The organism is Pseudomonas sp. T1.Ur (assembly GCF_023516725.1).
GTDB lineage: Bacteria > Pseudomonadota > Gammaproteobacteria > Pseudomonadales > Pseudomonadaceae > Aquipseudomonas > Aquipseudomonas alvandae.
On sequence record NZ_JAMGSN010000001.1, the window covers coordinates 6,321,905 to 6,348,640 of the forward strand.

General features: G+C 56.0%; 33 protein-coding genes. All 33 read left to right on the forward strand.

The genetic code is table 11. The features are described 5' to 3' along the window. Positions 1 to 8: 8 nt before the first annotated feature. Entirely contained in the window at positions 9 to 542 is a 534-nt protein-coding gene (gene nusG, locus M8Q45_RS28045) for a transcription termination/antitermination protein NusG (protein WP_010443972.1), read from the forward strand. A 117-nt stretch (positions 543 to 659) separates the two neighbouring features. Further along, positions 660 to 1,091 carry a 50S ribosomal protein L11 gene (gene rplK, locus M8Q45_RS28050; RefSeq protein WP_003176435.1) on the forward strand — a complete coding sequence of 144 codons (432 nt, stop codon included), beginning with the start codon at positions 660 to 662 and terminating at the stop codon, positions 1,089 to 1,091. Then, positions 1,091 to 1,786: a 50S ribosomal protein L1 gene (gene rplA, locus M8Q45_RS28055; RefSeq protein WP_030138521.1), complete on the forward strand. Its 696-nt coding sequence runs from the start codon at positions 1,091 to 1,093 to the stop codon at positions 1,784 to 1,786. Before rplK ends, rplA begins: the two co-directional genes overlap by 1 nt. A 198-nt stretch (positions 1,787 to 1,984) precedes the next feature. Beyond that, positions 1,985 to 2,485 carry a 50S ribosomal protein L10 gene (rplJ, locus tag M8Q45_RS28060; RefSeq protein ID WP_030138520.1) on the forward strand — a complete coding sequence of 167 codons (501 nt, stop codon included), beginning with the start codon at positions 1,985 to 1,987 and terminating at the stop codon, positions 2,483 to 2,485. Between the two features lie 78 nt (positions 2,486 to 2,563). Next, positions 2,564 to 2,929, forward strand: coding sequence for a 50S ribosomal protein L7/L12 (gene rplL, locus M8Q45_RS28065; protein WP_030138519.1), 366 nt, complete (start codon positions 2,564 to 2,566; stop codon positions 2,927 to 2,929). 220 nt (positions 2,930 to 3,149) lie between these two features. Beyond that, complete coding sequence (rpoB, locus tag M8Q45_RS28070; RefSeq protein ID WP_249877242.1) at positions 3,150 to 7,223, forward strand: DNA-directed RNA polymerase subunit beta; 4,074 nt, start codon at positions 3,150 to 3,152, stop codon at positions 7,221 to 7,223. A 64-nt stretch (positions 7,224 to 7,287) separates the two neighbouring features. Next, positions 7,288 to 11,487, forward strand: a complete 4,200-nt coding sequence (rpoC, locus tag M8Q45_RS28075) for a DNA-directed RNA polymerase subunit beta' (protein ID WP_217860466.1) — start codon at positions 7,288 to 7,290, stop codon at positions 11,485 to 11,487. Positions 11,488 to 11,703: 216 nt separating this feature from the next. Continuing rightward, entirely contained in the window at positions 11,704 to 12,075 is a 372-nt protein-coding gene (gene rpsL, locus M8Q45_RS28080; RefSeq protein ID WP_003186084.1) for a 30S ribosomal protein S12, read from the forward strand. Positions 12,076 to 12,177: 102 nt separating this feature from the next. Continuing rightward, entirely contained in the window at positions 12,178 to 12,648 is a 471-nt protein-coding gene (gene rpsG, locus M8Q45_RS28085) for a 30S ribosomal protein S7 (RefSeq protein WP_003186074.1), read from the forward strand. Between the two features lie 30 nt (positions 12,649 to 12,678). Beyond that, positions 12,679 to 14,784: an elongation factor G gene (gene fusA, locus M8Q45_RS28090; protein WP_030138516.1), complete on the forward strand. Its 2,106-nt coding sequence runs from the start codon at positions 12,679 to 12,681 to the stop codon at positions 14,782 to 14,784. A 31-nt stretch (positions 14,785 to 14,815) separates the two neighbouring features. After that, complete coding sequence (tuf, locus tag M8Q45_RS28095) at positions 14,816 to 16,009, forward strand: elongation factor Tu (RefSeq protein ID WP_003186103.1); 1,194 nt, start codon at positions 14,816 to 14,818, stop codon at positions 16,007 to 16,009. Between the two features lie 155 nt (positions 16,010 to 16,164). Then, positions 16,165 to 16,476, forward strand: a complete 312-nt coding sequence (rpsJ, locus tag M8Q45_RS28100) for a 30S ribosomal protein S10 (RefSeq protein WP_003186070.1) — start codon at positions 16,165 to 16,167, stop codon at positions 16,474 to 16,476. An 80-nt stretch (positions 16,477 to 16,556) separates the two neighbouring features. Further along, a complete protein-coding gene (gene rplC / locus M8Q45_RS28105; RefSeq protein WP_003186059.1) occupies positions 16,557 to 17,192 on the forward strand; it encodes a 50S ribosomal protein L3 in 636 nt (211 codons plus the stop codon). A gap of 12 nt (positions 17,193 to 17,204) precedes the next feature. Further along, positions 17,205 to 17,807: a 50S ribosomal protein L4 gene (gene rplD, locus M8Q45_RS28110; RefSeq protein WP_003186057.1), complete on the forward strand. Its 603-nt coding sequence runs from the start codon at positions 17,205 to 17,207 to the stop codon at positions 17,805 to 17,807. Continuing rightward, positions 17,804 to 18,103, forward strand: coding sequence for a 50S ribosomal protein L23 (gene rplW / locus M8Q45_RS28115; protein ID WP_002555488.1), 300 nt, complete (start codon positions 17,804 to 17,806; stop codon positions 18,101 to 18,103). The genes rplD and rplW overlap by 4 nt, the downstream gene beginning before the upstream one ends. Before the next feature lie 14 nt (positions 18,104 to 18,117). Next, positions 18,118 to 18,942 (forward strand): 50S ribosomal protein L2, encoded by an 825-nt coding sequence (gene rplB, locus M8Q45_RS28120; RefSeq protein WP_003186055.1) that lies wholly within the window; start codon positions 18,118 to 18,120, stop codon positions 18,940 to 18,942. Positions 18,943 to 18,958: 16 nt separating this feature from the next. After that, a complete protein-coding gene (gene rpsS, locus M8Q45_RS28125) occupies positions 18,959 to 19,234 on the forward strand; it encodes a 30S ribosomal protein S19 (RefSeq protein ID WP_002555486.1) in 276 nt (91 codons plus the stop codon). A gap of 11 nt (positions 19,235 to 19,245) precedes the next feature. Beyond that, complete coding sequence (rplV, locus tag M8Q45_RS28130; RefSeq protein WP_003103908.1) at positions 19,246 to 19,578, forward strand: 50S ribosomal protein L22; 333 nt, start codon at positions 19,246 to 19,248, stop codon at positions 19,576 to 19,578. Positions 19,579 to 19,591: 13 nt separating this feature from the next. Beyond that, entirely contained in the window at positions 19,592 to 20,278 is a 687-nt protein-coding gene (gene rpsC, locus M8Q45_RS28135; protein ID WP_003176422.1) for a 30S ribosomal protein S3, read from the forward strand. A gap of 12 nt (positions 20,279 to 20,290) precedes the next feature. After that, entirely contained in the window at positions 20,291 to 20,704 is a 414-nt protein-coding gene (gene rplP, locus M8Q45_RS28140; RefSeq protein ID WP_003186052.1) for a 50S ribosomal protein L16, read from the forward strand. Continuing rightward, positions 20,704 to 20,895: a 50S ribosomal protein L29 gene (gene rpmC, locus M8Q45_RS28145; protein WP_002555481.1), complete on the forward strand. Its 192-nt coding sequence runs from the start codon at positions 20,704 to 20,706 to the stop codon at positions 20,893 to 20,895. Before rplP ends, rpmC begins: the two co-directional genes overlap by 1 nt. A 2-nt stretch (positions 20,896 to 20,897) precedes the next feature. Further along, positions 20,898 to 21,164 (forward strand): 30S ribosomal protein S17, encoded by a 267-nt coding sequence (rpsQ, locus tag M8Q45_RS28150; protein ID WP_003176419.1) that lies wholly within the window; start codon positions 20,898 to 20,900, stop codon positions 21,162 to 21,164. Between the two features lie 23 nt (positions 21,165 to 21,187). Beyond that, positions 21,188 to 21,556 carry a 50S ribosomal protein L14 gene (rplN, locus tag M8Q45_RS28155; RefSeq protein WP_002555479.1) on the forward strand — a complete coding sequence of 123 codons (369 nt, stop codon included), beginning with the start codon at positions 21,188 to 21,190 and terminating at the stop codon, positions 21,554 to 21,556. 11 nt (positions 21,557 to 21,567) lie between these two features. Further along, positions 21,568 to 21,882, forward strand: a complete 315-nt coding sequence (rplX, locus tag M8Q45_RS28160) for a 50S ribosomal protein L24 (protein ID WP_003186046.1) — start codon at positions 21,568 to 21,570, stop codon at positions 21,880 to 21,882. 20 nt (positions 21,883 to 21,902) lie between these two features. Further along, positions 21,903 to 22,442 (forward strand): 50S ribosomal protein L5, encoded by a 540-nt coding sequence (gene rplE, locus M8Q45_RS28165; protein WP_030140492.1) that lies wholly within the window; start codon positions 21,903 to 21,905, stop codon positions 22,440 to 22,442. A 13-nt stretch (positions 22,443 to 22,455) separates the two neighbouring features. Then, the gene (gene rpsN, locus M8Q45_RS28170) at positions 22,456 to 22,761 is read left to right on the forward strand and encodes a 30S ribosomal protein S14 (RefSeq protein WP_003186042.1); all 306 of its coding nucleotides are present in this window, start codon (positions 22,456 to 22,458) and stop codon (positions 22,759 to 22,761) included. A 210-nt stretch (positions 22,762 to 22,971) separates the two neighbouring features. Further along, the gene (gene rpsH / locus M8Q45_RS28175; protein ID WP_017848802.1) at positions 22,972 to 23,364 is read left to right on the forward strand and encodes a 30S ribosomal protein S8; all 393 of its coding nucleotides are present in this window, start codon (positions 22,972 to 22,974) and stop codon (positions 23,362 to 23,364) included. Positions 23,365 to 23,376: 12 nt separating this feature from the next. Further along, positions 23,377 to 23,910, forward strand: coding sequence for a 50S ribosomal protein L6 (rplF, locus tag M8Q45_RS28180; RefSeq protein WP_003186039.1), 534 nt, complete (start codon positions 23,377 to 23,379; stop codon positions 23,908 to 23,910). A gap of 10 nt (positions 23,911 to 23,920) precedes the next feature. After that, positions 23,921 to 24,271 carry a 50S ribosomal protein L18 gene (rplR, locus tag M8Q45_RS28185; RefSeq protein ID WP_003186037.1) on the forward strand — a complete coding sequence of 117 codons (351 nt, stop codon included), beginning with the start codon at positions 23,921 to 23,923 and terminating at the stop codon, positions 24,269 to 24,271. A gap of 3 nt (positions 24,272 to 24,274) precedes the next feature. Further along, the gene (gene rpsE, locus M8Q45_RS28190; RefSeq protein WP_003186035.1) at positions 24,275 to 24,775 is read left to right on the forward strand and encodes a 30S ribosomal protein S5; all 501 of its coding nucleotides are present in this window, start codon (positions 24,275 to 24,277) and stop codon (positions 24,773 to 24,775) included. 2 nt (positions 24,776 to 24,777) lie between these two features. Further along, positions 24,778 to 24,954 carry a 50S ribosomal protein L30 gene (gene rpmD, locus M8Q45_RS28195; RefSeq protein WP_003186033.1) on the forward strand — a complete coding sequence of 59 codons (177 nt, stop codon included), beginning with the start codon at positions 24,778 to 24,780 and terminating at the stop codon, positions 24,952 to 24,954. A 3-nt stretch (positions 24,955 to 24,957) separates the two neighbouring features. After that, the gene (gene rplO, locus M8Q45_RS28200; protein ID WP_042729623.1) at positions 24,958 to 25,395 is read left to right on the forward strand and encodes a 50S ribosomal protein L15; all 438 of its coding nucleotides are present in this window, start codon (positions 24,958 to 24,960) and stop codon (positions 25,393 to 25,395) included. Next, positions 25,396 to 26,724, forward strand: coding sequence for a preprotein translocase subunit SecY (gene secY, locus M8Q45_RS28205; RefSeq protein WP_030140491.1), 1,329 nt, complete (start codon positions 25,396 to 25,398; stop codon positions 26,722 to 26,724). The last annotated feature ends 12 nt before the right edge of the window (positions 26,725 to 26,736 follow it).

Sequence of the window (26,736 nt, forward strand, 5' to 3'; positions counted from 1 at the left end):
GGTGTCCCGTGGCTAAGCGTTGGTACGTTGTGCATGCTTACTCGGGTTACGAGAAGCATGTTATGCGCTCGCTGATAGAGCGTGTGAAGCTGGCTGGCATGGAAGATGGCTTTGGCGAGATTCTGGTTCCCACTGAAGAAGTGGTTGAAATGCGTAATGGCCAGAAGCGCAAAAGCGAACGCAAGTTCTTTCCAGGCTATGTGCTGGTACAGATGGATATGAACGAAGGGACTTGGCACTTGGTCAAGGATACCCCTCGTGTGATGGGTTTCATTGGCGGTACCGCCGACAAGCCTGCGCCGATCACCGATAAAGAGGCGGAAGCGATTCTGCGTCGCGTCGCTGATGGTAGCGACAAGCCGAAGCCGAAAACATTGTTTGAACCAGGTGAGGTTGTACGTGTCACCGACGGTCCATTCGCTGATTTCAACGGCACGGTTGAAGAGGTTAACTACGAAAAGAGCCGGATCCAAGTGGCAGTGCTCATTTTCGGTCGCTCTACTCCGGTAGAGCTGGAGTTCAGTCAGGTCGAAAAGGTCTGATCGAACAGGCATCCCAACCCCGCAGCCCAAGGCTGTGGGGTTTTGTCGTCACTGGGATAAACGCGCAAGCAACCGGGGAGCCTTTCGAGGCGTTCGAACCCGTAATTGGAGTGCCTCATGGCCAAGAAGATTACCGCTTACATCAAGCTGCAAGTGAAGGCCGCTCAGGCTAACCCAAGCCCACCTGTTGGTCCTGCTTTGGGTCAGCACGGCGTGAACATCATGGAATTCTGCAAGGCCTTCAACGCCCGTACTCAGGGTCTTGAGCCAGGTCTGCCGACTCCAGTGATCATCACTGTATACAGCGACCGTAGCTTCACTTTCGAAACAAAAAGCACCCCTGCTTCGGTTCTGCTGAAGAAGGCTGCAGGTTTGACCAGCGGTTCCGCTCGTCCAAACACCGTTAAGGTTGGCACCGTTACCCGTGCTCAGCTGGAAGAAATCGCGAAAACCAAAAACGCGGATCTGACTGCAGCTGATATGGATGCAGCCGTGCGTACTATCGCCGGTTCTGCTCGTAGCATGGGCCTTAACGTGGAGGGTGTGTAATGGCTAAGCTGACCAAGCGTCAAAAGGCTATCGCCGGCAAAATCGAAGCAGGCAAGGCCTACAACTTTGTAGACGCCGCCGCTCTGCTGGCCGAGCTGTCGACTGTCAAGTTCAGCGAGTCGTTCGACGTTGCTGTGAACCTGGGCGTTGACCCACGTAAATCCGACCAGGTCGTACGTAGCGCTACCGTGCTGCCACACGGCACTGGCAAGACCGTTCGCGTTGCGGTGTTCACCCAGGGCCCAGCAGCTGAAGCTGCTCTGGCTGCTGGCGCTGATCGCGTAGGCATGGACGATCTGGCTGCTGAAATGAAAGGCGGCGACCTGAACTATGACGTAGTGATCGCATCCCCGGATGCCATGCGCGTTGTAGGCCAGCTGGGTCAGATCCTCGGTCCACGTGGCCTGATGCCTAACCCTAAAGTCGGCACCGTAACCCCAGACGTAGCCACCGCGGTTAAGAACGCCAAGGCTGGTCAGGTTCGTTATCGCACCGACAAAAACGGCATCATCCACACTTCCGTTGGCAAGATTGGCTTCGACGCCGTCAAGCTGAAGGAAAACGTTGAAGCCCTGATCGCCGATCTGAAGCGTATCAAGCCAGCTTCTTCGAAAGGTATCTACGTCAAGCGCGTTACCCTGAGCACCACTATGGGCCCAGGTCTGATCATTGATCAGAGCTCGCTCGACGCGTAAGACAAAGGTTGGCGCAAGCGATTGCGCCAGTCGACATATTGGGGTCCCTGCCTGGCGGGGGCTGTCCAAGACCGTAGGCGACGCAAGTCTTAAACCACAAGCCTACGCAGATGGTGCTCCCGGTTCCTTACCGAATCAGACACCAAAACGACATTCGGTTTCGATCGGATGAAACGGTAACAAGCAGGAGTTAAACCCGTGGCAATTAAACTCGAAGACAAGAAGGCCATCGTCGCTGAAGTCAACGAGGCTGCCAAAGCTGCTCTGTCCGCTGTCGTGGCTGATGCCCGTGGCGTAACAGTAGGCGCTATGACCGGACTCCGTAAAGAGGCTCGTGAAGCTGGCGTTTACGTACGTGTAGTACGTAACACCTTGCTCAAGCGCGCTGTTGCTGACACTGAATACAGTGTCCTCAACGACGTGTTCACCGGCCCGACCTTGATCGCGTTCTCCACCCAACATCCTGGCGCTGCTGCCCGTTTGTTCAAGGAATTCGCCAAAGGTCAGGACAAGTTCGAGATTAAGGCAGCTGCGTTCGAGGGCAAGTTCCTCGCAGCTAACCAGATCGACGTATTGGCGACTCTGCCGACCCGTGACGAAGCAATTTCCCAGCTGATGAGCGTGATGCAAGGCGCCACCAGCAAATTGGCTCGTACCCTGGCGGCACTGCGCGACCAGAAAGAAGCTGCCGCAGCCTAAGGCTCGACACCTCTTTTCGCGTTTTTTGTTTATTTCGATGGTCGCGTAGGCCGTCCCCCAATTCAGGAATTTAGTTTCATGACTATCTCTCAAAACGACATCCTCGAAGCCGTTGCCAACATGTCCGTAATGGAAGTTGTTGAGCTGATCAAAGCTTTCGAAGAAAAATTCGGTGTTACCGCTGCTGCTGCTTCCGCTGGTCCAGCTGTTGCTGCTGCCGTTGCTGAAGAGCAAACCGAATTCAACGTCATGCTGACCGAAGCTGGCGAGAAGAAAGTAAACGTGATCAAGGCAGTACGTGAACTGACCGGTCTGGGCCTGAAAGAAGCCAAGGCTGTAGTTGACGGCGCTCCTGCCATGGTTCTGGAAGCTGTTGCCAAAGACGCAGCTGACAAAGCCAAAGCAGTTCTGGAAGAAGCAGGCGCTAAAGTCGAGCTGAAGTAAGCATCGACTTTGCGTCTCCAGCCCGAGCGTTAAGCGACAGGCTGATGGCTGGTGGCTCTTGCCACCGGCCTTTTTCCGTTATTGGCAGCCGACTGGGTCGGTGCTGATCGCGAGCTGTAACCACCCGATGTGGTGGCGCAAACCATGGGGTTTGCACGATTTTCTGGCTGCTCCCGTCGGGAGGGGCCAAACAAGCAGGTGACCAAGCTGGGGAACGCTGATGGCTTACTCATATACTGAGAAAAAACGTATCCGCAAGGACTTTAGCAAGTTGCCGGACGTCATGGATGTGCCGTACCTCCTGGCCATCCAGCTGGATTCGTATCGTGAATTCTTGCAAGCGGGAGCGACTAAAGATCAGTTCCGCGACGTGGGCCTGCATGCGGCCTTCAAATCCGTTTTCCCGATCATCAGCTACTCCGGCAATGCTGCGCTGGAGTACGTCGGTTATCGCCTGGGCGAACCGGCATTTGATGTCAAAGAATGCGTATTGCGCGGTGTAACTTACGCCGTACCTTTGCGGGTAAAAGTGCGTCTGATCATTTTCGACAAAGAATCGTCGAACAAAGCGATCAAGGACATCAAAGAGCAAGAAGTCTACATGGGTGAAATCCCCCTGATGACTGAGAACGGTACCTTCGTAATCAACGGTACCGAGCGTGTAATCGTTTCCCAGCTGCACCGTTCTCCGGGCGTGTTCTTCGACCACGACCGTGGCAAGACGCACAGCTCCGGCAAACTGCTCTACTCCGCGCGCATCATTCCTTACCGCGGTTCGTGGTTGGACTTCGAGTTCGACCCGAAAGACTGCGTATTCGTGCGTATCGACCGTCGTCGCAAGCTGCCTGCATCGGTACTGCTGCGCGCGCTCGGCTATACCACCGAAGAAGTGCTGGACGCGTTCTACACCACCAACGTCTTCCACGTGCAAGGTGAAAACCTCAGCCTGGAACTGGTGCCTCAGCGCCTGCGCGGTGAAATTGCAGTCCTCGATATCCAGGATGATAAAGGCAAGGTTATTGTCGAGCAGGGTCGTCGTATCACCGCTCGCCACATCAACCAGCTGGAAAAGGCCGGGATCAAAGAGCTGCAAGTGCCGATCGACTACGTCCTGGGTCGCACTACCGCCAAGGTCATCGTGCATCCTGCCACCGGCGAAATCATCGCTGAGTGCAACACCGAGCTGACCGTCGAGATCCTGGCGAAAATCGTCAAGGCCCAGGTCGTTCGTATCGAGACCCTGTACACCAACGACATCGACTGCGGTCCGTTCATCTCCGACACGCTGAAGATCGACTCCACCGGCAACCAACTGGAAGCCCTGGTCGAGATCTATCGCATGATGCGTCCTGGCGAGCCGCCAACCAAGGATGCTGCCGAGACCCTGTTCAACAACCTGTTCTTCAGCCCAGAGCGCTATGACCTGTCTGCGGTCGGCCGGATGAAGTTCAACCGTCGTATCGGTCGTACCGAGATCGAAGGTTCGGGCGTACTGAACAAGGATGACATCGTTGCGGTCCTCAAGACCCTGGTCGACATCCGTAACGGCAAAGGCATCGTCGATGACATCGACCACCTGGGTAACCGTCGTGTTCGCTGCGTAGGCGAAATGGCTGAGAACCAGTTCCGTGTTGGCCTGGTGCGCGTAGAGCGTGCGGTCAAGGAACGCCTGTCGATGGCTGAAAGCGAAGGCCTGATGCCGCAAGACCTGATCAACGCCAAGCCTGTGGCTGCGGCGGTGAAAGAGTTCTTCGGTTCGAGCCAGCTGTCCCAGTTCATGGACCAGAACAACCCGCTGTCCGAGATCACCCACAAGCGTCGTGTCTCCGCACTCGGCCCTGGCGGTCTGACGCGTGAGCGTGCAGGCTTCGAAGTTCGTGACGTACACCCGACACACTACGGTCGTGTATGCCCGATCGAAACGCCGGAAGGTCCGAACATCGGTCTGATCAACTCCCTGGCTGCCTATGCGCGCACCAACCAGTACGGCTTCCTCGAGAGCCCGTACCGCGTGGTGAAAGACGCCCTGGTTACCGACGAGATCGTTTTCCTGTCCGCCATCGAAGAAGCCGATCATGTGATCGCCCAGGCTTCGGCCACGATGAACGAGAAGAAAGTCCTGGTCGACGAGCTGGTCGCTGTTCGTCACTTGAACGAGTTCACCGTCAAGGCGCCGGAAGACGTCACCTTGATGGACGTATCGCCGAAGCAGGTAGTTTCGGTTGCAGCGTCGCTGATCCCGTTCCTCGAGCACGACGACGCCAACCGTGCGTTGATGGGTTCGAACATGCAGCGTCAGGCTGTACCTACCCTGCGTGCCGACAAGCCGCTGGTTGGTACTGGCATGGAGCGCAACGTTGCCCGCGACTCCGGCGTTTGCGTCGTGGCTCGTCGTGGCGGCGTGATCGACTCCGTCGACGCCAGCCGTATCGTGGTTCGTGTTGCCGATGACGAAGTAGAGCCGGGCGAAGCCGGTGTCGACATCTACAACCTGACCAAGTACACCCGCTCCAACCAGAACACCTGCATCAACCAGCGTCCGCTGGTGAGCAAGGGTGATCGGGTTCAGCGCAGCGACATCATGGCCGACGGTCCGTCCACCGACATGGGTGAACTGGCGTTGGGCCAGAACATGCGCATCGCGTTCATGGCATGGAACGGCTTCAACTTCGAAGACTCCATCTGCCTGTCCGAGCGTGTGGTCCAGGAAGACCGCTTCACCACGATCCACATCCAGGAACTGACCTGCGTGGCCCGTGACACCAAGCTTGGCCCAGAAGAAATCACTGCGGACATCCCGAACGTGGGTGAAGCTGCACTGAACAAGCTGGACGAAGCCGGTATCGTTTATGTAGGTGCTGAAGTAGGCGCGGGCGACATCCTGGTCGGCAAGGTCACTCCGAAAGGCGAGACCCAACTGACTCCGGAAGAAAAACTGCTGCGTGCGATCTTCGGTGAAAAAGCCAGCGACGTAAAAGACACCTCCCTGCGCGTGCCTACTGGCACCAAGGGTACTGTCATCGACGTACAGGTCTTCACCCGTGACGGCGTCGAGCGTGATGCTCGTGCACTGTCGATCGAGAAGACTCAGCTCGACGAGATCCGCAAGGACCTGAACGAAGAGTTCCGTATCGTTGAAGGCGCGACTTTCGAACGTCTGCGTTCCGCCCTGGTCGGCCACAAAGCCGAAGGCGGCGCCGGCCTGAAGAAAGGTCAGGAGATCACCGACGAAGTCCTCGACGGTCTTGAGCACGGCCAGTGGTTCAAACTGCGCATGGCTGAAGATGCTCTGAACGAGCAGCTCGAGAAGGCCCAGGCCTACATCGTGGATCGCCGCCGTCTGCTGGACGACAAGTTCGAAGACAAGAAGCGCAAGCTGCAGCAAGGCGACGACCTGGCTCCAGGCGTGCTGAAAATCGTCAAGGTTTACCTGGCAATCCGTCGCCGCATCCAGCCGGGCGACAAGATGGCCGGTCGTCACGGTAACAAGGGTGTGGTCTCCGTGATCATGCCGGTTGAAGACATGCCGCACGATGCCAATGGCACCCCGGTCGATGTGGTCCTCAACCCGTTGGGCGTACCTTCGCGTATGAACGTTGGTCAGATCCTTGAAACCCACCTGGGCCTCGCGGCCAAGGGCTTGGGCGAGAAGATCAACCGTATGATCGAAGAGCAGCGCAAAGTCGCTGACCTGCGCAAGTTCCTGCACGAGATCTACAACGAGATCGGCGGGCGCAACGAAGAGCTGGACACCTTCTCCGACCAGGAAATCCTGGATCTGGCGAAGAACCTGCGCGGCGGCGTTCCGATGGCTACCCCGGTGTTCGACGGTGCCAAGGAAAGCGAAATCAAGGCCATGCTGAAACTGGCAGACCTGCCGGAAAGCGGCCAGATGCAGCTGTTCGATGGTCGTACCGGCAACAAGTTCGAGCGTCCGGTTACCGTTGGCTACATGTACATGCTGAAGCTGAACCACTTGGTAGATGACAAGATGCACGCTCGTTCTACCGGTTCTTACAGCCTGGTTACCCAGCAGCCGCTGGGTGGTAAGGCGCAGTTCGGTGGTCAGCGTTTCGGGGAGATGGAGGTCTGGGCACTGGAAGCATACGGTGCTGCATACACTCTGCAAGAAATGCTCACAGTGAAGTCGGACGATGTGAACGGCCGGACCAAGATGTACAAAAACATCGTGGACGGCGATCACCGTATGGAGCCGGGCATGCCCGAGTCCTTCAACGTGTTGATCAAGGAAATTCGTTCCCTCGGCATCGATATCGATCTGGAAACCGAATAACACGTGACGCGAATCGAGAGCGGGGCTGTGTTGCCCGCTCTCTGCTCCGCCAGGAGGAAAGGCCTTGAAAGACCTACTGAATTTGCTGAAAAACCAGGGTCAAGTCGAAGAGTTCGACGCCATCCGTATTGGATTGGCCTCGCCTGAGATGATCCGTTCGTGGTCGTTCGGTGAAGTTAAAAAACCGGAAACCATCAACTACCGTACGTTCAAACCCGAGCGTGACGGCCTGTTCTGCGCCAAGATCTTTGGCCCGGTAAAGGATTACGAGTGCCTGTGCGGTAAGTACAAGCGCTTGAAGCATCGCGGCGTGATCTGCGAGAAGTGCGGCGTTGAAGTCGCGCTGGCGAAGGTTCGTCGTGAGCGCATGGCGCACATCGAACTGGCTTCGCCAGTTGCTCACATCTGGTTCCTGAAATCGCTGCCGTCCCGTATCGGCCTGCTGATGGACATGACCCTGCGTGATATCGAACGCGTTCTCTACTTCGAGAGCTATGTCGTTATCGATCCAGGCATGACCACCCTTGAAAAAGGCCAACTGCTGAACGACGAGCAGTACTTCGAAGCGCTGGAAGAGTTCGGCGACGATTTCGATGCCCGCATGGGTGCCGAAGCTGTCCGCGAACTGCTGCACGCTATCGACCTGGAACACGAGATTGGTCGTCTGCGCGAAGAAATTCCGCAAACCAATTCCGAAACCAAGATCAAGAAGCTGTCCAAGCGTCTGAAGTTGATGGAAGCCTTCCAGGGTTCCGGCAACCTGCCAGAGTGGATGGTGCTGACCGTTCTGCCGGTTCTGCCGCCAGACCTGCGTCCACTGGTTCCGCTCGATGGCGGTCGCTTCGCGACTTCCGACCTCAACGATCTGTATCGTCGAGTGATCAACCGTAACAACCGCTTGAAGCGCCTGCTCGACCTGTCCGCTCCGGACATCATCGTTCGCAACGAAAAGCGTATGTTGCAGGAAGCGGTCGACGCCTTGCTCGACAACGGTCGTCGTGGCCGCGCTATCACCGGTTCGAACAAGCGTCCTCTGAAATCCCTGGCTGACATGATCAAGGGTAAGCAAGGTCGTTTCCGTCAGAACTTGCTCGGTAAGCGTGTTGACTATTCCGGTCGTTCGGTAATTACCGTAGGCCCGACCCTGCGTCTGCACCAGTGCGGCCTGCCCAAGAAAATGGCCCTCGAACTGTTCAAGCCGTTCATTTTCGGCAAGCTGGAAATGCGTGGTCTCGCGACCACCATCAAAGCCGCCAAGAAGATGGTCGAGCGCGAGCTGCCAGAGGTCTGGGACGTTCTCGCCGAAGTGATTCGCGAACACCCAGTGCTGCTCAACCGTGCACCGACCCTTCACCGTCTGGGCATCCAGGCGTTTGAACCGGTACTGATCGAAGGCAAGGCTATCCAGCTGCACCCTCTGGTCTGTGCTGCGTACAACGCCGACTTCGACGGCGACCAAATGGCCGTGCACGTACCGCTGACGCTGGAAGCCCAGCTCGAAGCGCGTGCGTTGATGATGTCGACCAACAACATCCTGTCGCCAGCCAACGGTGAGCCAATCATCGTTCCGTCCCAGGACGTTGTATTGGGTCTGTACTACATGACGCGTGAAGCGATCAACGCCAAGGGCGAAGGTCGTGTGTTCGCGGATCTGCAGGAAGTCGACCGCGTGTTCCGTGCTGGCGAAGCCGCACTGCACGCCAAGATCAAGGTGCGGATCAACGAAACCGTAAACGATCGTGATGGCAACAGCGTGACCAACACCCGTATTGTCGACACTACGGTCGGCCGTGCGCTGTTGTTCCAGGTTGTGCCAAAAGGCTTGTCGTTCGATGTCGTCAACTTGCCGATGAAGAAAAAGGCGATCTCCAAGCTGATCAACCAGTGCTACCGCGTGGTTGGTCTTAAAGAGACCGTGATCTTCGCTGACCAGTTGATGTACACCGGTTTTGCCTATTCGACCATCTCCGGCGTTTCCATCGGTGTTAACGACTTCGTTATCCCAGATGAAAAAGCCCGCATCATCGGTGCTGCCACCGAAGAAGTGAAAGAGATCGAAAGCCAGTACGCGTCCGGCCTGGTAACCCAGGGCGAGAAGTACAACAAGGTAATCGACCTCTGGTCCAAGGCGAACGACGAAGTTTCCAAGGCGATGATGGCCAACCTCTCGAAAGAGAAAGTCATCGACCGCCACGGTAATGAAGTTGACCAGGAATCGTTCAACTCGATGTACATGATGGCCGACTCGGGTGCGCGGGGTTCTGCTGCGCAGATCCGTCAGCTCGCCGGTATGCGTGGCCTGATGGCCAAGCCGGACGGCTCCATCATCGAGACGCCGATTACTGCGAACTTCCGTGAAGGTTTGAGCGTACTCCAGTACTTCATCTCCACTCACGGTGCTCGTAAAGGTCTTGCGGATACCGCATTGAAGACAGCTAACTCCGGTTACCTGACTCGTCGCCTGGTAGACGTGGCGCAAGACTTGGTCGTGACCGAGATCGATTGCGGCACCGAGCACGGCCTGGTCATGACGCCGCACATCGAAGGCGGCGACGTTGTCGAGCCATTGGGTGAGCGCGTATTGGGTCGTGTTATTGCCCGTGACGTATTCAAGCCGGGTACCGAGGACGTTATCGTTCCTGCTGGCACCCTGGTTGACGAGAAGTGGGTCGAATTCATCGAGCTCAACAGCATCGACGAAGTGATCGTGCGTTCGCCGATCAGCTGCGAAACCCGCTACGGCATCTGCGCCAAGTGCTACGGTCGCGACCTGGCACGTGGTCACCAGGTGAACATCGGTGAAGCGGTCGGCGTTATCGCTGCCCAGTCCATCGGTGAGCCGGGTACCCAGCTGACCATGCGTACGTTCCACATTGGTGGTGCGGCAAGCCGGACCTCCGCGGCCGACAGCGTCCAGGTGAAGAATGGCGGTACCGTCCGCCTGCACAACCTGAAGCACGTTGAGCGTGTGGACGGCCATCTGGTGGCTGTGTCCCGTTCCGGTGAGCTGGCAATCGCCGACGACTTCGGTCGTGAGCGCGAGCGCTACAAGCTGCCGTACGGTGCTGTGATTTCGGTTAAAGAGGGTGACAAGGTCGACGCTGGCGCCATCGTGGCCAAGTGGGATCCGCACACTCACCCAATCGTTACCGAGATGAAAGGTACCGTGACCTACGTGGGCATGGAAGAAGGCATCACGATCAAGCGTCAGACTGACGAATTGACCGGTATGACCAACATCGAAGTACTCGACGCAAAAGATCGTCCAGCTGCGGGCAAGGACATTCGTCCAGCCGTGAAGATGGTCGACGACAACGGCAAGGATCTGTTGCTGCCAGGCACTGACGTAATCGCTCAGTACTTCCTGCCAGCCAACGCCTTGGTCGGTGTGGCGGACGGTGCGCGGATCGCGATCGGTGATGTTATCGCTCGTATCCCGCAGGAAACTTCGAAGACTCGCGACATCACCGGTGGTTTGCCGCGTGTTGCCGACTTGTTCGAAGCCCGTCGTCCGAAAGAAGCCTCGATCCTGGCTGAAGTCAGCGGCACCATCGCGTTCGGTAAAGAGACCAAGGGCAAGCGCCGCCTGGTTATCACCCCGAACGACGGTAGCGATCCGTACGAAGAGCTGATTCCGAAGTGGCGTCACCTGAACGTCTTCGAAGGCGAACAGGTAAACCGCGGCGAAGTTATCTCCGACGGTCCGAGCGATCCACACGACATCCTGCGTCTGCTGGGTGTGAGTGCGCTGGCCAAGTACATCGTGAACGAGATCCAGGACGTTTATCGTCTGCAGGGCGTGAAGATCAACGACAAGCACATCGAGACCATCCTGCGTCAGATGCTGCGTAAAGTTGAGATCTCCGAGTCCGGTGACTCCAGCTTCATCAAGGGCGACCAGATGGAACTGACTCACGTACTGGTAGAAAACGAGCGCCTGGCGAACGAGGACAAGTTCCTTGCCAAGTTCACTCGCGTACTGCTGGGTATCACCAAGGCGTCGTTGTCCACCGAATCGTTCATCTCGGCGGCTTCCTTCCAGGAAACCACCCGCGTACTGACCGAAGCGGCGGTAACCGGCAAGCGCGACTACCTGCGCGGCCTGAAAGAAAACGTGGTCGTGGGTCGTCTGATCCCGGCCGGTACCGGTTTGGCCTATCACAGCGAGCGCAAGCGTCGCCGTGATGCAGACAAGCCGTTGCGCGTAAGCGCCAGTGAAGTGGAAGCTGCACTGACCGAAGCACTGAACTCGAGCGGTAACTGAGTTCGGCGTTGATTGAGAGCCTGGCCCTGGTCATCCCGTTCGGCGGATCGAGACAAATTGTCGAGATCTGGCGGGCGGGGAGGTCGGGGCCTTGCCTTGACTGGGGACAAGATCCTCTTTAGACTCTTGATCCCCTAAATTTGGCGGGAATTCGTTCCTGCCATTTTGCTTTTCTTGCAAGACAATAGCGTCGCAAGACAACAGTGGAGCTAGTAGATGGCAACTATCAACCAGCTGGTACGTCAGCCGCGTAAGCGTATCGTCGAGAAATCCGACGTGCCTGCGCTGCAGAACTGCCCGCAACGTCGTGGCGTATGCACCCGTGTGTATACCACCACGCCGAAAAAACCTAACTCGGCACTGCGTAAAGTATGCCGTGTGCGTCTGACCAACGGTTTCGAGGTTTCCTCGTACATCGGTGGTGAAGGCCACAACCTGCAAGAGCACAGCGTGGTACTGATTCGCGGCGGTCGTGTAAAAGACTTGCCAGGTGTTCGTTACCACACCGTTCGCGGTTCTTTGGATACTTCCGGCGTTAAAGGTCGTAACCAGGGTCGTTCGAAGTACGGTACCAAGCGTCCGAAGTAATCGGTCGTTTTGCAGTTTTTCATTTTTATTGAGTCGATAAGAGTAAGGTCGGGCACGCATCTGCTGTCCCGGGCTAACCTGAAGACCGCTTGAGGGCTTATCATGCCAAGACGTCGCGTAGCAGCCAAACGTGAGATTCTGGACGATCCGAAATACGGAAGCCAGATTCTCGCCAAGTTCATGAACCACGTTATGGAAAGCGGCAAGAAAGCCGTTGCCGAACGTATCGTTTATGGCGCACTGGACAAAGTTAAGGAACGCAAGAACAGCGATCCCCTGGAAATCTTCGAGAAAGCTCTCGACGCCATCGCTCCGCTGGTCGAAGTGAAGTCGCGCCGTGTAGGCGGTGCTACTTACCAGGTTCCGGTCGAAGTTCGTCCTTCCCGTCGTAACGCCCTGGCAATGCGCTGGCTGGTAGACTTCGCCCGCAAGCGCGGCGAGAAGTCCATGGCCCTGCGTTTGGCTGGTGAACTGTTGGACGCTGCTGAAGGTAAAGGTGCTGCAGTTAAGAAGCGTGAAGACGTGCACCGTATGGCTGAAGCCAACAAGGCTTTCTCGCACTACCGCTTCTAATTTTAGCGTCACTCAATTTGCGAGGGCTTTATGGCTCGTACTACACCGATTAACCGCTACCGTAACATCGGTATCGTTGCTCACGTGGATGCTGGTAAAACCACCACCACCGAGCGCGTCCTTTTTTACACCGGCAAAAGTCACAAAATGGGCGAGGTGCATGACGGCGCCGCGACCACAGACTGGATGGTTCAGGAGCAGGAGCGTGGTATTACCATTACTTCTGCTGCTATCACCGCCTTCTGGAAAGGTTCCGAGAAGCAGTACCCGCACGAGCATCGCTTCAACGTTATCGATACCCCGGGCCACGTAGACTTCACCATTGAAGTTGAGCGTTCCCTGCGTGTACTCGACGGCGCGGTCGTTGTGTTCTGTGGTACTTCGGGTGTTGAGCCTCAGTCGGAAACCGTATGGCGTCAGGCCAACAAATACGGCGTTCCACGTCTTGTTTACGTAAACAAGATGGACCGTGCTGGTGCCAACTTCCTGCGCGTGATCGGTCAGATCAAGCAGCGTCTGGGCCACACTCCGGTGCCTATCCAGCTCGCTATCGGTTCGGAAGACAACTTCCAGGGCCAGATCGACCTGATCAACATGCAGGCCGTGTACTGGAATGATGCCGACAAGGGCATGGTTCCTGTTCGCAAGGAAATCCCTGCCGAGCTGTTGGAAGAAGCCGAGCAATGGCGCAGCAACATGGTTGAGGCTGCAGCCGAAGCCAGCGAAGAGCTGATGAACAAGTACCTCGAAGGTGAAGAACTCACCAACGACGAAATCAAGGCCGCTCTGCGTCAGCGTACCATCGCTGGCGAAATCGTCCTGGCTGTTTGCGGTTCTTCCTTCAAGAACAAGGGTGTTCCCCTGGTTCTCGACGCCGTGATCGACTTCCTGCCTGCTCCAACCGATATTCCTGCTATCAAGGGTTCCAACCCTGATAACGAGGAAGAGGAAATGGAGCGTCACGCAAGTGATGACGAGCCGTTCGCGGCCTTGGCGTTCAAGATCGCTACCGACCCATTCGTGGGTACCTTGACCTTTGTACGAGTTTACTCGGGCGTGTTGGCCTCCGGCGACGGCGTGATCAACTCGGTAAAAGGCAAGAAAGAGCGCGTGGGTCGTATGGTGCAGATGCACGCAAACGCCCGTGAAGAAATCAAGGAAGTACGCGCTGGCGACATCGCGGCCTTGATCGGCATGAAGGACGTCACCACTGGTGAAACCTTGTGCAACGCTGACAAGCCAATCATCCTGGTTCGCATGGACTTCCCGGAGCCGGTTATTTCGGTTGCCGTTGAGCCTAAGACCAAGGATGACCAGGAAAAAATGGGTATCGCTCTGGGCAAGCTCGCTCAGGAAGACCCGTCTTTCCGCGTCAAGACTGATGAGGAGACTGGTCAGACGATCATCTCCGGCATGGGCGAGCTGCACCTGGACATCCTGGTTGACCGGATGCGCCGTGAGTTCAACGTCGAAGCCAACATCGGCAAGCCTCAGGTTTCCTATCGTGAGCGCATCACGAAGAGCTGTGAAATCGAAGGCAAGTTCGTTCGCCAGTCCGGCGGTCGTGGCCAGTTCGGTCACTGCTGGATCCGTTTTGCTCCTGCTGACGAAGGTCAGGAAGGTCTGCAATTCCTGAACGAAGTCGTAGGTGGTGTGGTTCCGAAGGAATACATCCCTGCGATCCAGAAGGGTATCGAAGAGCAGATGAAGAACGGCGTAGTTGCCGGCTATCCGCTGATCGGCCTGAAGGCGACCGTGTTCGACGGTTCTTACCATGACGTCGACTCCAACGAGATGGCGTTTAAGGTGGCTGCTTCCATGGCTACCAAGCAACTGGCCCAGAAGGGCGGTGGTGAGTTGCTTGAACCTATCATGGCGGTAGAAGTCGTTACGCCTGAAGACTACATGGGTGATGTCATGGGCGACCTTAACCGTCGTCGTGGCATGATTCTGGGTATGGAAGATACGGTCTCCGGCAAGGTTATCCGCGCCGAGGTTCCGTTGGGTGAGATGTTCGGTTACGCAACCGACGTTCGCTCCATGTCTCAGGGTCGCGCGAGCTACTCTATGGAATTCAAAAAATACAATACAGCTCCGTCGCATATCGTCGAGACTGTTACCAAAAAGCAAGGCTGATCCAGCCCCTTTAAGCTAGGAGTTAATTGTCGTGGCTAAAGAAAAATTTGAACGGAACAAACCGCACGTCAACGTTGGCACCATCGGCCACGTTGACCACGGTAAGACTACCCTGACCGCTGCTCTGACCCGTGTCTGCTCCGAAGTTTTCGGTTCGGCCAAGGTTGACTTCGACAAGATCGACAGCGCCCCGGAAGAAAAAGCTCGCGGTATCACCATCAACACCGCTCACGTTGAATACGATTCGGCCGTGCGTCACTACGCGCACGTTGACTGCCCAGGTCACGCCGACTACGTAAAAAACATGATCACCGGTGCTGCCCAGATGGACGGCGCGATCCTGGTTTGCTCGGCCGCCGATGGTCCGATGCCACAAACCCGTGAGCACATCCTGCTGTCCCGTCAGGTAGGCGTTCCGTACATCGTTGTCTTCCTGAACAAGGCTGACATGGTTGACGACGCTGAGCTGCTGGAACTGGTTGAGATGGAAGTGCGCGACCTGCTGAGCACTTACGACTTCCCAGGTGATGACACTCCAATCATCATCGGTTCGGCTCTGATGGCTCTGAACGGCCAAGACGACAACGAAATGGGCACCACTGCTGTCAAGAAGCTGGTGGAAACTCTGGACAGCTACATCCCAGAGCCAGAGCGTGCTATCGACAAGCCGTTCCTGATGCCAATCGAAGACGTATTCTCGATCTCCGGTCGCGGTACTGTTGTGACTGGTCGTGTTGAGCGTGGCATCGTCCGTATCCAGGAAGAAGTTGAGATCGTCGGTCTGCGCGACACTCAGAAAACTACCTGCACCGGCGTTGAAATGTTCCGCAAGCTGCTCGACGAAGGTCGTGCTGGCGAGAACTGCGGCGTGCTGCTGCGCGGCACCAAGCGTGACGACGTTGAGCGTGGCCAGGTTCTGGTCAAGCCAGGCACCGTCAAGCCGCACACCAAGTTCACCGCAGAAGTCTACGTTCTGAGCAAGGAAGAAGGCGGCCGTCACACTCCGTTCTTCAAAGGCTACCGTCCACAGTTCTACTTCCGTACAACTGACGTGACTGGTAACTGCGAGCTGCCAGAAGGCGTTGAAATGGTAATGCCAGGTGACAACATTCAGATGACTGTTACCCTGATCAAGACCATTGCGATGGAAGACGGCCTGCGTTTCGCTATCCGTGAAGGCGGTCGTACCGTCGGCGCCGGCGTCGTAGCCAAAGTCATCGAATAAGACTCTTTCAGAGTCGGTTCGATGAACAGGAAAGCCCCCGCTTAGCGGGGGCTTTTTTATTGGGTTGACACCTATCGGGGGCGTCTATAGAATTGCGCCTCCTTTTAACGGGCGTATTGCGCCCGGTGGGAATAGCAGCCGGAGTCTGAAATCCAATGCAAAATCAGCAAATCCGTATCAGGTTGAAGGCTTTTGACCATCGCCTGATCGACCAATCCACCCAGGAAATCGTGGAAACCGCGAAACGTACTGGTGCTCAAGTGCGTGGTCCAATTCCACTGCCTACCCGTAAAGAGCGGTTCACCGTTCTGGTCTCCCCGCACGTCAACAAAGACGCGCGTGACCAGTACGAGATCCGTACTCATAAGCGCGTTCTGGACATCGTCCAGCCAACGGATAAAACCGTTGATGCTCTTATGAAGCTCGATCTTGCGGCCGGTGTGGAAGTGCAGATCAGCCTCGGCTAAGACTCGGTCTTAGTCGTGTAACGCTCTGAAATGGGCGGCCATAGCGGGTGAAAGCCCCGTACACTCATGAGGTTTACAACATGACTATTGGTGTAGTCGGTCGTAAATGCGGTATGACCCGTATTTTCACCGAAGAAGGTGTCTCCATTCCGGTCACGGTCATTGAGATCGAGCCGAATCGCGTCACCCAGTTCAAAACTGAAGAGACCGATGGCTATCGTGCAGTGCAAGTCACTGTCGGCGAGCGTCGCGCTTCGCGTGTAACAGCAGCTCAGGCTGGCCACTTCGCCAAGGCGAACGTAGCCGCTGGTCGTACCGTAATGGAATTCCGTCTTGAAGAAGGCGAGTACCAGGCCGGCGATCTGATCAACGCTGAAATCTTCGCCGCTGGTCAACTGGTTGATGTAACCGGTCAGTCCAAGGGTAAAGGCTTCCAGGGTACGATCAAGCGTTGGAACTTCCGCGGGCAAGATAACACCCACGGTAACTCCGTATCCCACCGCGTTCCAGGCTCTATCGGCCAGTGCCAGACTCCTGGTCGTGTATTCAAGGGCAAGAAAATGTCCGGTCATATGGGCGCCGAGCGCGTGACCGTGCAGTCCCTCGAAGTAGTGCGCGTGGACGCTGAACGCAATCTGTTGTTGGTCAAGGGCGCTGTTCCTGGCGCTACTGGCGGCAACTTGGTTGTACGTCCAGCAGCCAAGGCTCGCGGTTAAGGGGAAGCTGACATGCAATTAAATGTAAATGACGCTCAAGCGATCGAAGTTTCCGAACTGACATTTGGCGGCGAATTCAACGAGACGCTGGTTCACCAAGCAGTCGTGGCCTACATGGCCGGCGGCCGTCAAGGTAGCAAGCAGCAAAAGACCCGTTCCGACGTTTCCGGTGGCGGTAAGCGCCCATGGCGTCAGAAAGGTACTGGCCGTGCTCGTGCCGGTACTATCCGTAGCCCAATCTGGCGTGGCGGCGGTACCACTTTCGCAGCTCGTCCTCAGGATCACTCCCAGAAGCTGAACAAGAAGATGTATCGCGCAGCAATGCGTTCCATCCTTGCTGAGCTGGTGCGTACTGATCGTCTGGTCGTGGTTCAGGACTTCGCTGTTGAAGCACCGAAAACCAAAGATCTGCTGAACAAGCTGAACGGCATGGGCCTGACTGACGTCCTGATCGTGTCTGACGCTGTTGATCAGAACCTGTACCTGGCTGCTCGCAACCTGCCACACGTCGACGTTCGTGACGTGCAAGGTTCCGATCCGGTCAGTCTGATCGCATACGACAAGGTGTTGATCACCGTGTCGGCCGTGAAGAAATTCGAGGAGCTGCTGGGATGAACCAGGAACGCGTATTTAAAGTTCTGCTTGGCCCGCACGTTTCCGAGAAGGCTACGGTTCTGGCAGACAAGAAAGGCCAGTTCGTTTTCAAGGTTGCTACCGACGCAACCAAGCTGGAAATCAAGAAGGCCGTCGAAAGCCTGTTCAGCGTGAAAGTAGAGCGCGTGACTACCCTGAACGTTCTGGGTAAAAGCAAGCGCACTGCTCGCGGTCTGGGCAAGCGTAATGACTGGAAGAAGGCAGTTATCTCCCTTCAGCCAGGCCAAGATCTCGATTTCAGCAGCAGTGCTGAGTAAGGAAGGGGTGCATCATGGCAATCGTTAAATGCAAACCGACTTCCCCTGGCCGCCGTTTTGTGGTCAAGGTGGTCAACCAGGAGCTGCATAAAGGCGCTCCTCACGCACCGCTGCTCGAGAAAAAATCGAAGTCTGGTGGTCGTAACAACAATGGCCGTATTACCACTCGTCACATCGGTGGTGGTCATAAGCAGCATTACCGTCTGGTCGACTTCCGTCGCAACGACAAGGATGGCATCGCTGCCACCGTCGAGCGTATCGAATACGATCCAAACCGTACTGCTCACATCGCTCTGCTGCTGTACGCAGATGGCGAGCGTCGCTACATCATCGCCCCTAAAGGCGTGAGCGCTGGCGACCAGCTGATCGCAGGTGCCTTGGCGCCGATCAAGCCGGGCAACGCTCTGCAACTGCGCAACATTCCAGTTGGTAGCACCGTACACGGCATCGAATTGAAGCCAGGTAAAGGCGCGCAAATCGCTCGTTCCGCTGGTGCTTCGGCTCAGCTGATCGCTCGTGAAGGTGTCTACGTGACCCTGCGTCTGCGTTCTGGTGAGATGCGTAAAGTACTGGCTGAATGCCGTGCGACCCTGGGCGAAGTCTCGAACTCCGAGCACAGCCTGCGTTCGTTGGGTAAAGCTGGTGCCAAGCGCTGGCGTGGCGTTCGCCCAACCGTTCGTGGTGTTGCCATGAACCCGGTTGACCACCCACATGGTGGTGGTGAAGGTCGTACCTCTGGTGGTCGTCATCCGGTATCGCCATGGGGCTTCCCGACTAAGGGCGCGAAGACTCGTGGTAATAAGCGTACCGACAAAATGATCGTCCGTCGTCGCAAGTAAATAGAGGGATACGACAGTGCCACGTTCTCTGAAAAAAGGTCCTTTTATTGATCTTCACCTACTGAAGAAGATCGAAGTGGCGGCGGAAAAGAACGATCGCAAACCAGTTAAGACCTGGTCGCGCCGTTCGATGATCCTGCCACAAATGGTCGGTCTGACCATTGCTGTACACAACGGTCGTCAACACGTCCCAGTTCTCGTTAACGAAGACATGGTCGGCCACAAACTGGGCGAGTTCGCCGGTACCCGCACTTATCGCGGGCACGTGGCAGACAAGAAAGCCAAGCGTTAAGGGGTTAGGAAATGGAAGTAGCCGCTAAGTTGTCGGGCGCTCGAATCTCCGCCCAGAAAGCCCGCTTGGTCGCCGACCAGATCCGCGGGAAGAAGGTGGGCGAAGCGCTCAACCTGTTGGCTTTCAGCAGTAAGAAAGCCGCCGAGATCATGAAAAAAGTGCTGGAGTCGGCCGTAGCCAACGCCGAGCATAACGAAGGCGCAGACGTTGATGACCTGAAAGTCAGCACCGTTTTCGTCAACGAAGGGCGTTCGCTGAAGCGCATCATGCCACGTGCCAAAGGCCGTGCTGATCGCATCGTCAAGCGGTCTTGCCATATCACTGTCAAGGTTGCTGACAAGTAACGGAGTCGAAGAGATGGGTCAGAAAGTACATCCCATTGGCATTCGCCTGGGAATCGTCAAGGAGCACACCTCCGTCTGGTACGCAGACGGTCGGACTTATGCGGACTACTTGTTCGCTGATCTGAAGGTGCGTGAGTATCTCCAAGACAAACTAAAAAGCGCGTCCGTCAGCCGTATCGATATCCATCGTCCGGCTCAGACTGCACGTATCACCATCCACACCGCTCGCCCAGGTATCGTTATCGGGAAGAAAGGTGAAGATGTTGAGAAACTGCGTCAGGACCTGACCAAGCAAATGGGTGTGCCTGTGCACATCAATATCGAAGAGATCCGCAAGCCGGAACTCGACGGTATGCTGGTTGCGCAGAGCGTAGCTCAGCAGCTGGAGCGCCGTGTAATGTTCCGTCGCGCTATGAAGCGCGCTGTACAGAACGCAATGCGCATTGGTGCCAAAGGCATCAAAATCCAAGTGAGCGGTCGTCTCGGCGGTGCTGAAATCGCACGTACTGAATGGTATCGCGAAGGTCGTGTGCCACTGCACACCCTGCGTGCCGACATCGACTATGCCAACTACGAAGCTCACACCACCTACGGTGTGATCGGTGTAAAGGTTTGGATCTTCAAAGGCGAAGTAATTGGTGGTCGCCAAGAAGAACTGAAGCCACAAGCACCAGCGCCTCGTAAAAAAGCTGCTAAGTAAGGGGTACGCCAAATGTTGCAACCAAAGCGTACGAAGTTCCGCAAGCAGATGACCGGTCACAACCGTGGCCTGGCATTGCGCGGTAGCAAAGTCAGCTTCGGCGAGTTCGCGCTGAAGTCTGTTGCTCGTGGTCGTCTCACCGCTCGTCAGATCGAGTCAGCGCGTCGTGCTCTGACCCGTCACGTAAAACGTGGCGGCAAGATCTGGATCCGTGTATTCCCGGACAAGCCTGTCACCAAGAAGCCACTCGAAGTTCGGATGGGTAAAGGTAAGGGTAACGTGGAGTACTGGGTTGCCCAGATTCAGCCAGGCAAAGTCCTGTATGAAATCGAGGGTGTTTCTGAAGAGCTGGCGCGTGAGGCTTTCGCCCTGGCTGCTGCAAAGCTGCCGCTCGCCACCTCCTTTGTTAAACGGACGGTGATGTGATGAAAGCGAATGAACTTCGTGAAAAATCCGCACAGCAGCTGAACGAGCAACTGCTCGGCCTGCTGCGCGACCAGTTCAATCTGCGCATGCAGAAAGCAACTGGCCAGTTGGGGCAGTCTCATCTGCTCTCGCAAGTTAAGCGTGACATCGCTCGCGTGAAAACTGTGCTCAACCAGCAGGCAGGTAAGTGATCATGGCTGAAGCCGAAAAAACTGTCCGTACGCTGACTGGCCGTGTTGTCAGCGACAAGATGGACAAAACCATCACCGTTCTGATCGAGCGTCGCGTTAAGCACCCGATCTACGGTAAATACGTTAAGCGTTCGACTAAGCTGCACGCGCACGACGAAACCAATCAGTGCCACATCGGCGACAAGGTCACTATTCGTGAAACTCGTCCGCTGGCCAAGACCAAGTCTTGGGCGCTGGTTGATGTTCTCGAACGCGCTGTGGAAGTCTAAGGGCTAGGGGTCGGAGAAATTATATGATTCAGACTCAATCCATGCTCGATGTGGCCGATAACAGCGGCGCTCGCCGCGTTATGTGCATCAAGGTGCTGGGTGGCTCCCATCGTCGTTACGCTGGTATCGGTGACATCATCAAAGTTACCGTCAAGGAAGCAATTCCTCGCGGTAAGGTGAAGAAAGGTCAAGTGATGACTGCTGTTGTAGTCCGCACTCGCCACGGTGTTCGTCGTGCTGACGGCTCCATCATCCGCTTTGATGGCAACGCTGCTGTTCTGTTGAACAACAAGCAAGAGCCAATCGGCACCCGTATCTTTGGGCCAGTGACCCGTGAACTTCGTACTGAGAAGTTCATGAAGATCGTCTCGCTCGCCCCAGAAGTGCTGTAAGGAGATCCGACATGCAAAAGATTCGTCGTGACGACGAGATCATCGTGATCGCCGGCAAAGACAAGGGTAAGCGCGGTAAGGTGCTGAAGGTTCTTGCTGACAACCGTCTGGTTGTTGGTGGTCTGAACCTGGTCAAGCGTCATACCAAGCCTAACCCGATGTCGGGCGTACAGGGCGGTATCGTCGAGAAAGAAGCGCCACTGCACGCTTCCAACGTCGCCATTTTCAACGGCGAAACCAACAAGGCTGACCGCGTTGGTTTCAAAGTAGAAGACGGTAAGAAAATTCGTGTCTTCAAGTCGACCCAAAAAGCGGTTGATGCTTGAACACTGCTAGGTAGAAGACCATGGCACGACTAAAAGAGATTTACCGGAAGGAAATCGCACCGAAACTTAAGGAAGAACTTAAGCTTTCGAACGTGATGGAAGTTCCGCGCGTTACCAAAATCACCCTGAACATGGGTCTGGGCGAAGCGATCGGCGACAAAAAAGTCATCGAGCACGCAGTTGCCGACCTGGAAAAGATCACCGGCCAGAAAGTCGTCGTGACCTACGCTCGGAAATCCATCGCTGGCTTTAAAGTCCGTGAAGGTTGGCCGATCGGCGTCAAAGTGACCCTGCGCCGTGAGCGTATGTACGAGTTCCTGGATCGTCTGCTGTCGATCTCCCTGCCTCGGGTTCGCGACTTCCGCGGCCTGAATGCCAAGTCCTTCGATGGTCGTGGCAACTACAGCATGGGCGTAAAAGAGCAGATCATTTTCCCGGAAATCGATTACGACAAGATCGATGCTCTCCGCGGTCTGGACATTACCCTGACCACCACTGCTCGGACGGATGAAGAAGGTCGCGCATTGCTGCGTGCTTTCAAATTCCCGTTCCGCAACTGATTGGAGTAGGACAATGGCCAAGAAGAGCATGAAGAACCGTGAGCTGAAGCGTCAGCTCACCGTTGCCAAGTACGCCACCAAGCGTGCAGCGCTGAAAGCTATCATCGTCGATCTGAACGCAAGTCCAGAAGCGCGTTGGGAAGCTACCGTAGCACTGCAGAAGCAGCCACGTGACGCGAGCGCTTCGCGCATGCGTAACCGCTGCCGCCTGACTGGTCGTCCGCACGGCGTGTACCGCAAGTTCGGCCTCGGCCGTAACATGCTGCGTCAAGCTGCTATGCGTGGTGACGTTCCAGGTCTGGTTAAAGCCAGCTGGTAAGCACTGTCAAAGCCATGATGCTCGGGGTCGCAAGATCCTGACCGTCGGTGGCCTTGAACTTGAATCAAGCCCCTTTTGGGGCTTGATTCATTTCTGGGGTGTGTCTAGAATACCCGGCTCGCCTGAGCCCGTGTTTTTATTGCGCGGATGCGCTCGGCGACACGTACTAGCCGAAAGGCTAATTTTTTGTGTATTAGGAGCGTCTAGCCCATGAGTATGCAGGACCCGTTAGCGGACATGCTAACTCGTATCCGTAATGCCCAGATGGCTGAAAAGTCCGTCGTAAGCATGCCATCTTCTACTTTGAAGGTAGCTGTTGCCAAAGTCCTGAAGGACGAAGGTTACATTGCGGGTTATCAGATCAGCAGCGAAATCAAGCCTCTGCTGTCCATCGAGCTGAAGTACTTCGAAGGCCGTCCGGTCATCGAGGAAGTGAAGCGCGTTAGCCGTCCTGGCCTGCGTCAGTACAAGTCCGTTGAGGATCTGCCGAAAGTTCGTGGCGGCCTGGGCGTGTCTATCGTCTCCACCAACAAAGGTGTGATGACGGATCGTGCTGCGCGCGCTGCCGGTGTCGGCGGCGAAGTTCTTTGCACTGTGTTCTAAGGGGGGATAAGCATGTCACGCGTCGCTAAGAACCCCGTTAAGCTGCCAGCCGGTGTCGAAGTCAAATTCGCAGGCCAACAGCTTTCGGTGAAGGGTGCCAAGGGCACTCTGCAACTGAACATCCATTCGTCCGTTGAGATCGTTGAAGAAGCTGGTGAGCTGCGTTTCGCTGCTCGCAATGGCGATCAACAGACTCGCGCAATGGCTGGTACCACTCGTGCGTTGGTAAACAACATGGTCCAAGGCGTAAGCCAAGGCTTCGAGCGCAAGCTCCAACTGGTCGGTGTTGGTTACAAAGCGCAAGCAAAAGGCACAGTGCTGAACCTGGCTCTTGGCTTCTCGCACCCAGTGGATTATGAACTGCCGGAAGGCATCACCGCTGAGACTCCTAGCCAGACCGATATCCTGATCAAGGGCATCGACAAGCAGCTGGTAGGTCAAGTGGCCGCCGAGATCCGCGACTTCCGTCCACCAGAGCCGTACAAAGGCAAAGGTGTGCGCTACGCGGACGAAGTCGTCCGTCGTAAAGAAGCCAAGAAGAAGTAGGGCATAGCAAATGACCGACAAAAAAGTTACTCGACTGCGTCGCGCTCGCAAAGCACGCCTGAAAATGCACGAACTCGAAGTCGTGCGTCTCTGCGTGTTCCGCTCGTCGCAGCACATCTACGCCCAGGTCATTTCGGCCGACGGCAACAAAGTCCTGGCAAGTGCCTCGACTTTGGATAAAGAACTGCGTGATGGTGCCACTGGCAACATCGACGCGGCCACTAAGGTTGGCCAGCTGGTCGCTACGCGTGCTAAAGCCGCTGGCGTCTCGCAGGTGGCTTTCGACCGCTCTGGCTTCAAGTACCACGGCCGCGTCAAGGCGCTGGCTGATGCTGCTCGTGAAGCTGGGCTGGAGTTCTAAGTTATGTCAAATAACGACCAAAAGCGCGACGAAGGCTACATCGAGAAGCTGGTTCAAGTTAACCGCGTAGCCAAAACCGTTAAAGGCGGCCGTATCTTCACTTTCACCGCGTTGACCGTGGTTGGTGATGGTAAGGGCCGTGTTGGCTTCGGCCGTGGCAAGTCGCGTGAAGTGCCTGCTGCGATCCAGAAGGCAATGGAAGCTGCTCGCCGCAACATGATCCAGGTTGATCTGAACGGCACCACTCTGCAGTACGCAATGAAGTCTGCCCATGGCGCTTCCAAGGTGTACATGCAGCCTGCTTCTGAAGGTACCGGTATCATCGCTGGCGGCGCTATGCGTGCTGTCCTCGAAGTTGCTGGCGTTCAGAACGTTCTGGCCAAGTGCTACGGCTCGACTAACCCAGTAAACGTGGTTCACGCCACTTTCAAGGGTTTGAAAGCAATGCAGTCTCCTGAATCCATTGCCGCCAAGCGTGGCAAAAGCGTCAAGGAGATCTTCTGATCATGGCTACCGTAAAAGTTACGCTGATCAAAAGCATGACCGGCCGCATCCCTAACCACAAACTGTGCGTTAAGGGTCTGGGTCTGCGTCGCATCGGTCACACTGTAGAAGTCCTGGATACTCCCGAGAATCGCGGGATGATCAACAAGGCTTACTACATGCTGCGTGTCGAGGGTTAATCGATGAAACTCAATGATCTGAGTCCAGCGCCGGGTTCCCGTCGCGAAAAGCATCGTCCGGGCCGTGGTATCGGTAGTGGTTTGGGCAAGACCGGTGGCCGTGGCCACAAAGGTCAAACCTCCCGCTCCGGTGGCACTATTGCTCCAGGCTTTGAAGGCGGTCAACAGCCGCTGCATCGTCGCCTGCCGAAGTTCGGCTTCGTTTCCCTGAAAGCCATGGACCGCGCAGAAGTGCGTCTGTCCGAGCTGGCCAAAGTGGACGGCGACGTCGTCACCGTGCAGTCCCTGAAGGATGCCAACGTGATCAACCAGAACGTTCAGCGTGTGAAAATCATGCTGTCGGGCGAAGTTGCTCGTGCTGTCACCATCGGAAAGGGAATCGGCGCCACCAAAGGTGCGCGTGCGGCTATCGAAGCAGCTGGCGGCAAGTTCGAGGAATAAATGGCTAAGCAAGGTGCTCTCTCTGCGCTCGGCAAAGGCGGTATGTCTGAACTCTGGGCTCGTCTGCGTTTTCTGTTCCTGGCGATTATCGTCTACCGAATAGGCGCACACATCCCGGTTCCAGGTATCAACCCGGACCGACTCGCGGACCTGTTTCGACAGAATGAGGGGACCATTCTTAGCTTGTTCAACATGTTTTCCGGCGGCGCGCTGGAACGGATGAGCATTTTTGCACTGGGGATCATGCCGTACATCTCGGCATCGATCATCATGCAGTTGATGACCGCCGTCAGCCCGCAGCTGGAGCAGTTGAAGAAGGAAGGTGAAGCTGGCCGTCGCAAGATTAGCCAGTACACCCGCTACGGCACTGTCGTCCTCGCTCTCGTTCAAGCCATTGGCATGTCCATTGGCCTGGCAGGGCAGGGCGTATCGTTCACTGGTGACTTTAGCTTCCATTTCGTTGCGGTAACCACCTTTGTGGCAGGCGCAATGTTCATGATGTGGCTGGGTGAGCAGATTACTGAGCGTGGTGTTGGCAACGGTATCTCGATGTTGATTTTCGCAGGTATCGTCGCCGGTCTTCCGAGAGCAATCGGGCAGTCTTTCGAGTCTGCGCGTCAGGGCGATATCAACATTTTTGCCTTGGTTGCCATCGGTTTGCTGGCAGTAGCGATTATCGGTTTCGTGGTGTTCATTGAGCGTGGCCAGCGTCGTATTGCTGTTCACTACGCCAAGCGTCAGCAGGGCCGCAAGGTGTTTGCTGCGCAGACCAGCCACTTGCCGTTGAAGGTGAACATGGCCGGCGTTATCCCGGCCATTTTCGCGAGCAGCATCCTGCTGTTCCCGGCTTCGTTGGGTGCCTGGTTCGGCCAGTCTGAAGGTATGGGCTGGTTGCAGGACATCTCGCAGTCGATCGCTCCTGGTCAGCCGTTGAATATTCTGCTGTTTAGTGCAGGGATTATTTTCTTCTGCTTCTTCTATACGGCGTTGATGTTCAATCCGAAAGACGTAGCGGAAAACCTGAAGAAGTCCGGTGCCTTTATTCCGGGCATCCGTCCTGGTGAGCAGTCTGCGCGCTACATTGATGGCGTTCTGACTCGCTTGACCATGTTCGGTGCTCTTTACATGACGGCCGTCTGCCTGCTTCCCCAGTTTCTGGTGGTTGCGGCAAACGTACCGTTCTACCTTGGCGGGACCTCGTTGCTGATCGTGGTCGTGGTTGTGATGGACTTCATGTCCCAAGTACAATCGCACCTCGTTTCGCACCAGTACGAATCCCTGATGAAGAAAGCCAACCTGAAGGGCTACGGCAGCGGCATGTTGCGCTGAGTAGCGTCCATA

What these genes read in the sequence shown, in the direction of transcription:
- rplK (WP_003176435.1), top strand. Translation starts at nt 660, where the DNA reads ATGGCCAAGAAGATTACCGCTTACATCAAGCTGCAAGTGAAGGCCGCT.
- rplA (WP_030138521.1), top strand. Translation starts at nt 1,091, where the DNA reads ATGGCTAAGCTGACCAAGCGTCAAAAGGCTATCGCCGGCAAAATCGAA.
- rplL (WP_030138519.1), top strand. Translation starts at nt 2,564, where the DNA reads ATGACTATCTCTCAAAACGACATCCTCGAAGCCGTTGCCAACATGTCC.
- rpoB (WP_249877242.1), top strand. Translation starts at nt 3,150, where the DNA reads ATGGCTTACTCATATACTGAGAAAAAACGTATCCGCAAGGACTTTAGC.
- rpsL (WP_003186084.1), top strand. Translation starts at nt 11,704, where the DNA reads ATGGCAACTATCAACCAGCTGGTACGTCAGCCGCGTAAGCGTATCGTC.
- rpsG (WP_003186074.1), top strand. Translation starts at nt 12,178, where the DNA reads ATGCCAAGACGTCGCGTAGCAGCCAAACGTGAGATTCTGGACGATCCG.
- fusA (WP_030138516.1), top strand. Translation starts at nt 12,679, where the DNA reads ATGGCTCGTACTACACCGATTAACCGCTACCGTAACATCGGTATCGTT.
- rpsJ (WP_003186070.1), top strand. Translation starts at nt 16,165, where the DNA reads ATGCAAAATCAGCAAATCCGTATCAGGTTGAAGGCTTTTGACCATCGC.
- rplC (WP_003186059.1), top strand. Translation starts at nt 16,557, where the DNA reads ATGACTATTGGTGTAGTCGGTCGTAAATGCGGTATGACCCGTATTTTC.
- rplD (WP_003186057.1), top strand. Translation starts at nt 17,205, where the DNA reads ATGCAATTAAATGTAAATGACGCTCAAGCGATCGAAGTTTCCGAACTG.
- rplW (WP_002555488.1), top strand. Translation starts at nt 17,804, where the DNA reads ATGAACCAGGAACGCGTATTTAAAGTTCTGCTTGGCCCGCACGTTTCC.
- rplB (WP_003186055.1), top strand. Translation starts at nt 18,118, where the DNA reads ATGGCAATCGTTAAATGCAAACCGACTTCCCCTGGCCGCCGTTTTGTG.
- rplV (WP_003103908.1), top strand. Translation starts at nt 19,246, where the DNA reads ATGGAAGTAGCCGCTAAGTTGTCGGGCGCTCGAATCTCCGCCCAGAAA.
- rpsC (WP_003176422.1), top strand. Translation starts at nt 19,592, where the DNA reads ATGGGTCAGAAAGTACATCCCATTGGCATTCGCCTGGGAATCGTCAAG.
- rplP (WP_003186052.1), top strand. Translation starts at nt 20,291, where the DNA reads ATGTTGCAACCAAAGCGTACGAAGTTCCGCAAGCAGATGACCGGTCAC.
- rpmC (WP_002555481.1), top strand. Translation starts at nt 20,704, where the DNA reads ATGAAAGCGAATGAACTTCGTGAAAAATCCGCACAGCAGCTGAACGAG.
- rpsQ (WP_003176419.1), top strand. Translation starts at nt 20,898, where the DNA reads ATGGCTGAAGCCGAAAAAACTGTCCGTACGCTGACTGGCCGTGTTGTC.
- rplN (WP_002555479.1), top strand. Translation starts at nt 21,188, where the DNA reads ATGATTCAGACTCAATCCATGCTCGATGTGGCCGATAACAGCGGCGCT.
- rplX (WP_003186046.1), top strand. Translation starts at nt 21,568, where the DNA reads ATGCAAAAGATTCGTCGTGACGACGAGATCATCGTGATCGCCGGCAAA.
- rplE (WP_030140492.1), top strand. Translation starts at nt 21,903, where the DNA reads ATGGCACGACTAAAAGAGATTTACCGGAAGGAAATCGCACCGAAACTT.
- rpsN (WP_003186042.1), top strand. Translation starts at nt 22,456, where the DNA reads ATGGCCAAGAAGAGCATGAAGAACCGTGAGCTGAAGCGTCAGCTCACC.
- rpsH (WP_017848802.1), top strand. Translation starts at nt 22,972, where the DNA reads ATGAGTATGCAGGACCCGTTAGCGGACATGCTAACTCGTATCCGTAAT.
- rplF (WP_003186039.1), top strand. Translation starts at nt 23,377, where the DNA reads ATGTCACGCGTCGCTAAGAACCCCGTTAAGCTGCCAGCCGGTGTCGAA.
- rplR (WP_003186037.1), top strand. Translation starts at nt 23,921, where the DNA reads ATGACCGACAAAAAAGTTACTCGACTGCGTCGCGCTCGCAAAGCACGC.
- rpsE (WP_003186035.1), top strand. Translation starts at nt 24,275, where the DNA reads ATGTCAAATAACGACCAAAAGCGCGACGAAGGCTACATCGAGAAGCTG.
- rpmD (WP_003186033.1), top strand. Translation starts at nt 24,778, where the DNA reads ATGGCTACCGTAAAAGTTACGCTGATCAAAAGCATGACCGGCCGCATC.
- rplO (WP_042729623.1), top strand. Translation starts at nt 24,958, where the DNA reads ATGAAACTCAATGATCTGAGTCCAGCGCCGGGTTCCCGTCGCGAAAAG.
- secY (WP_030140491.1), top strand. Translation starts at nt 25,396, where the DNA reads ATGGCTAAGCAAGGTGCTCTCTCTGCGCTCGGCAAAGGCGGTATGTCT.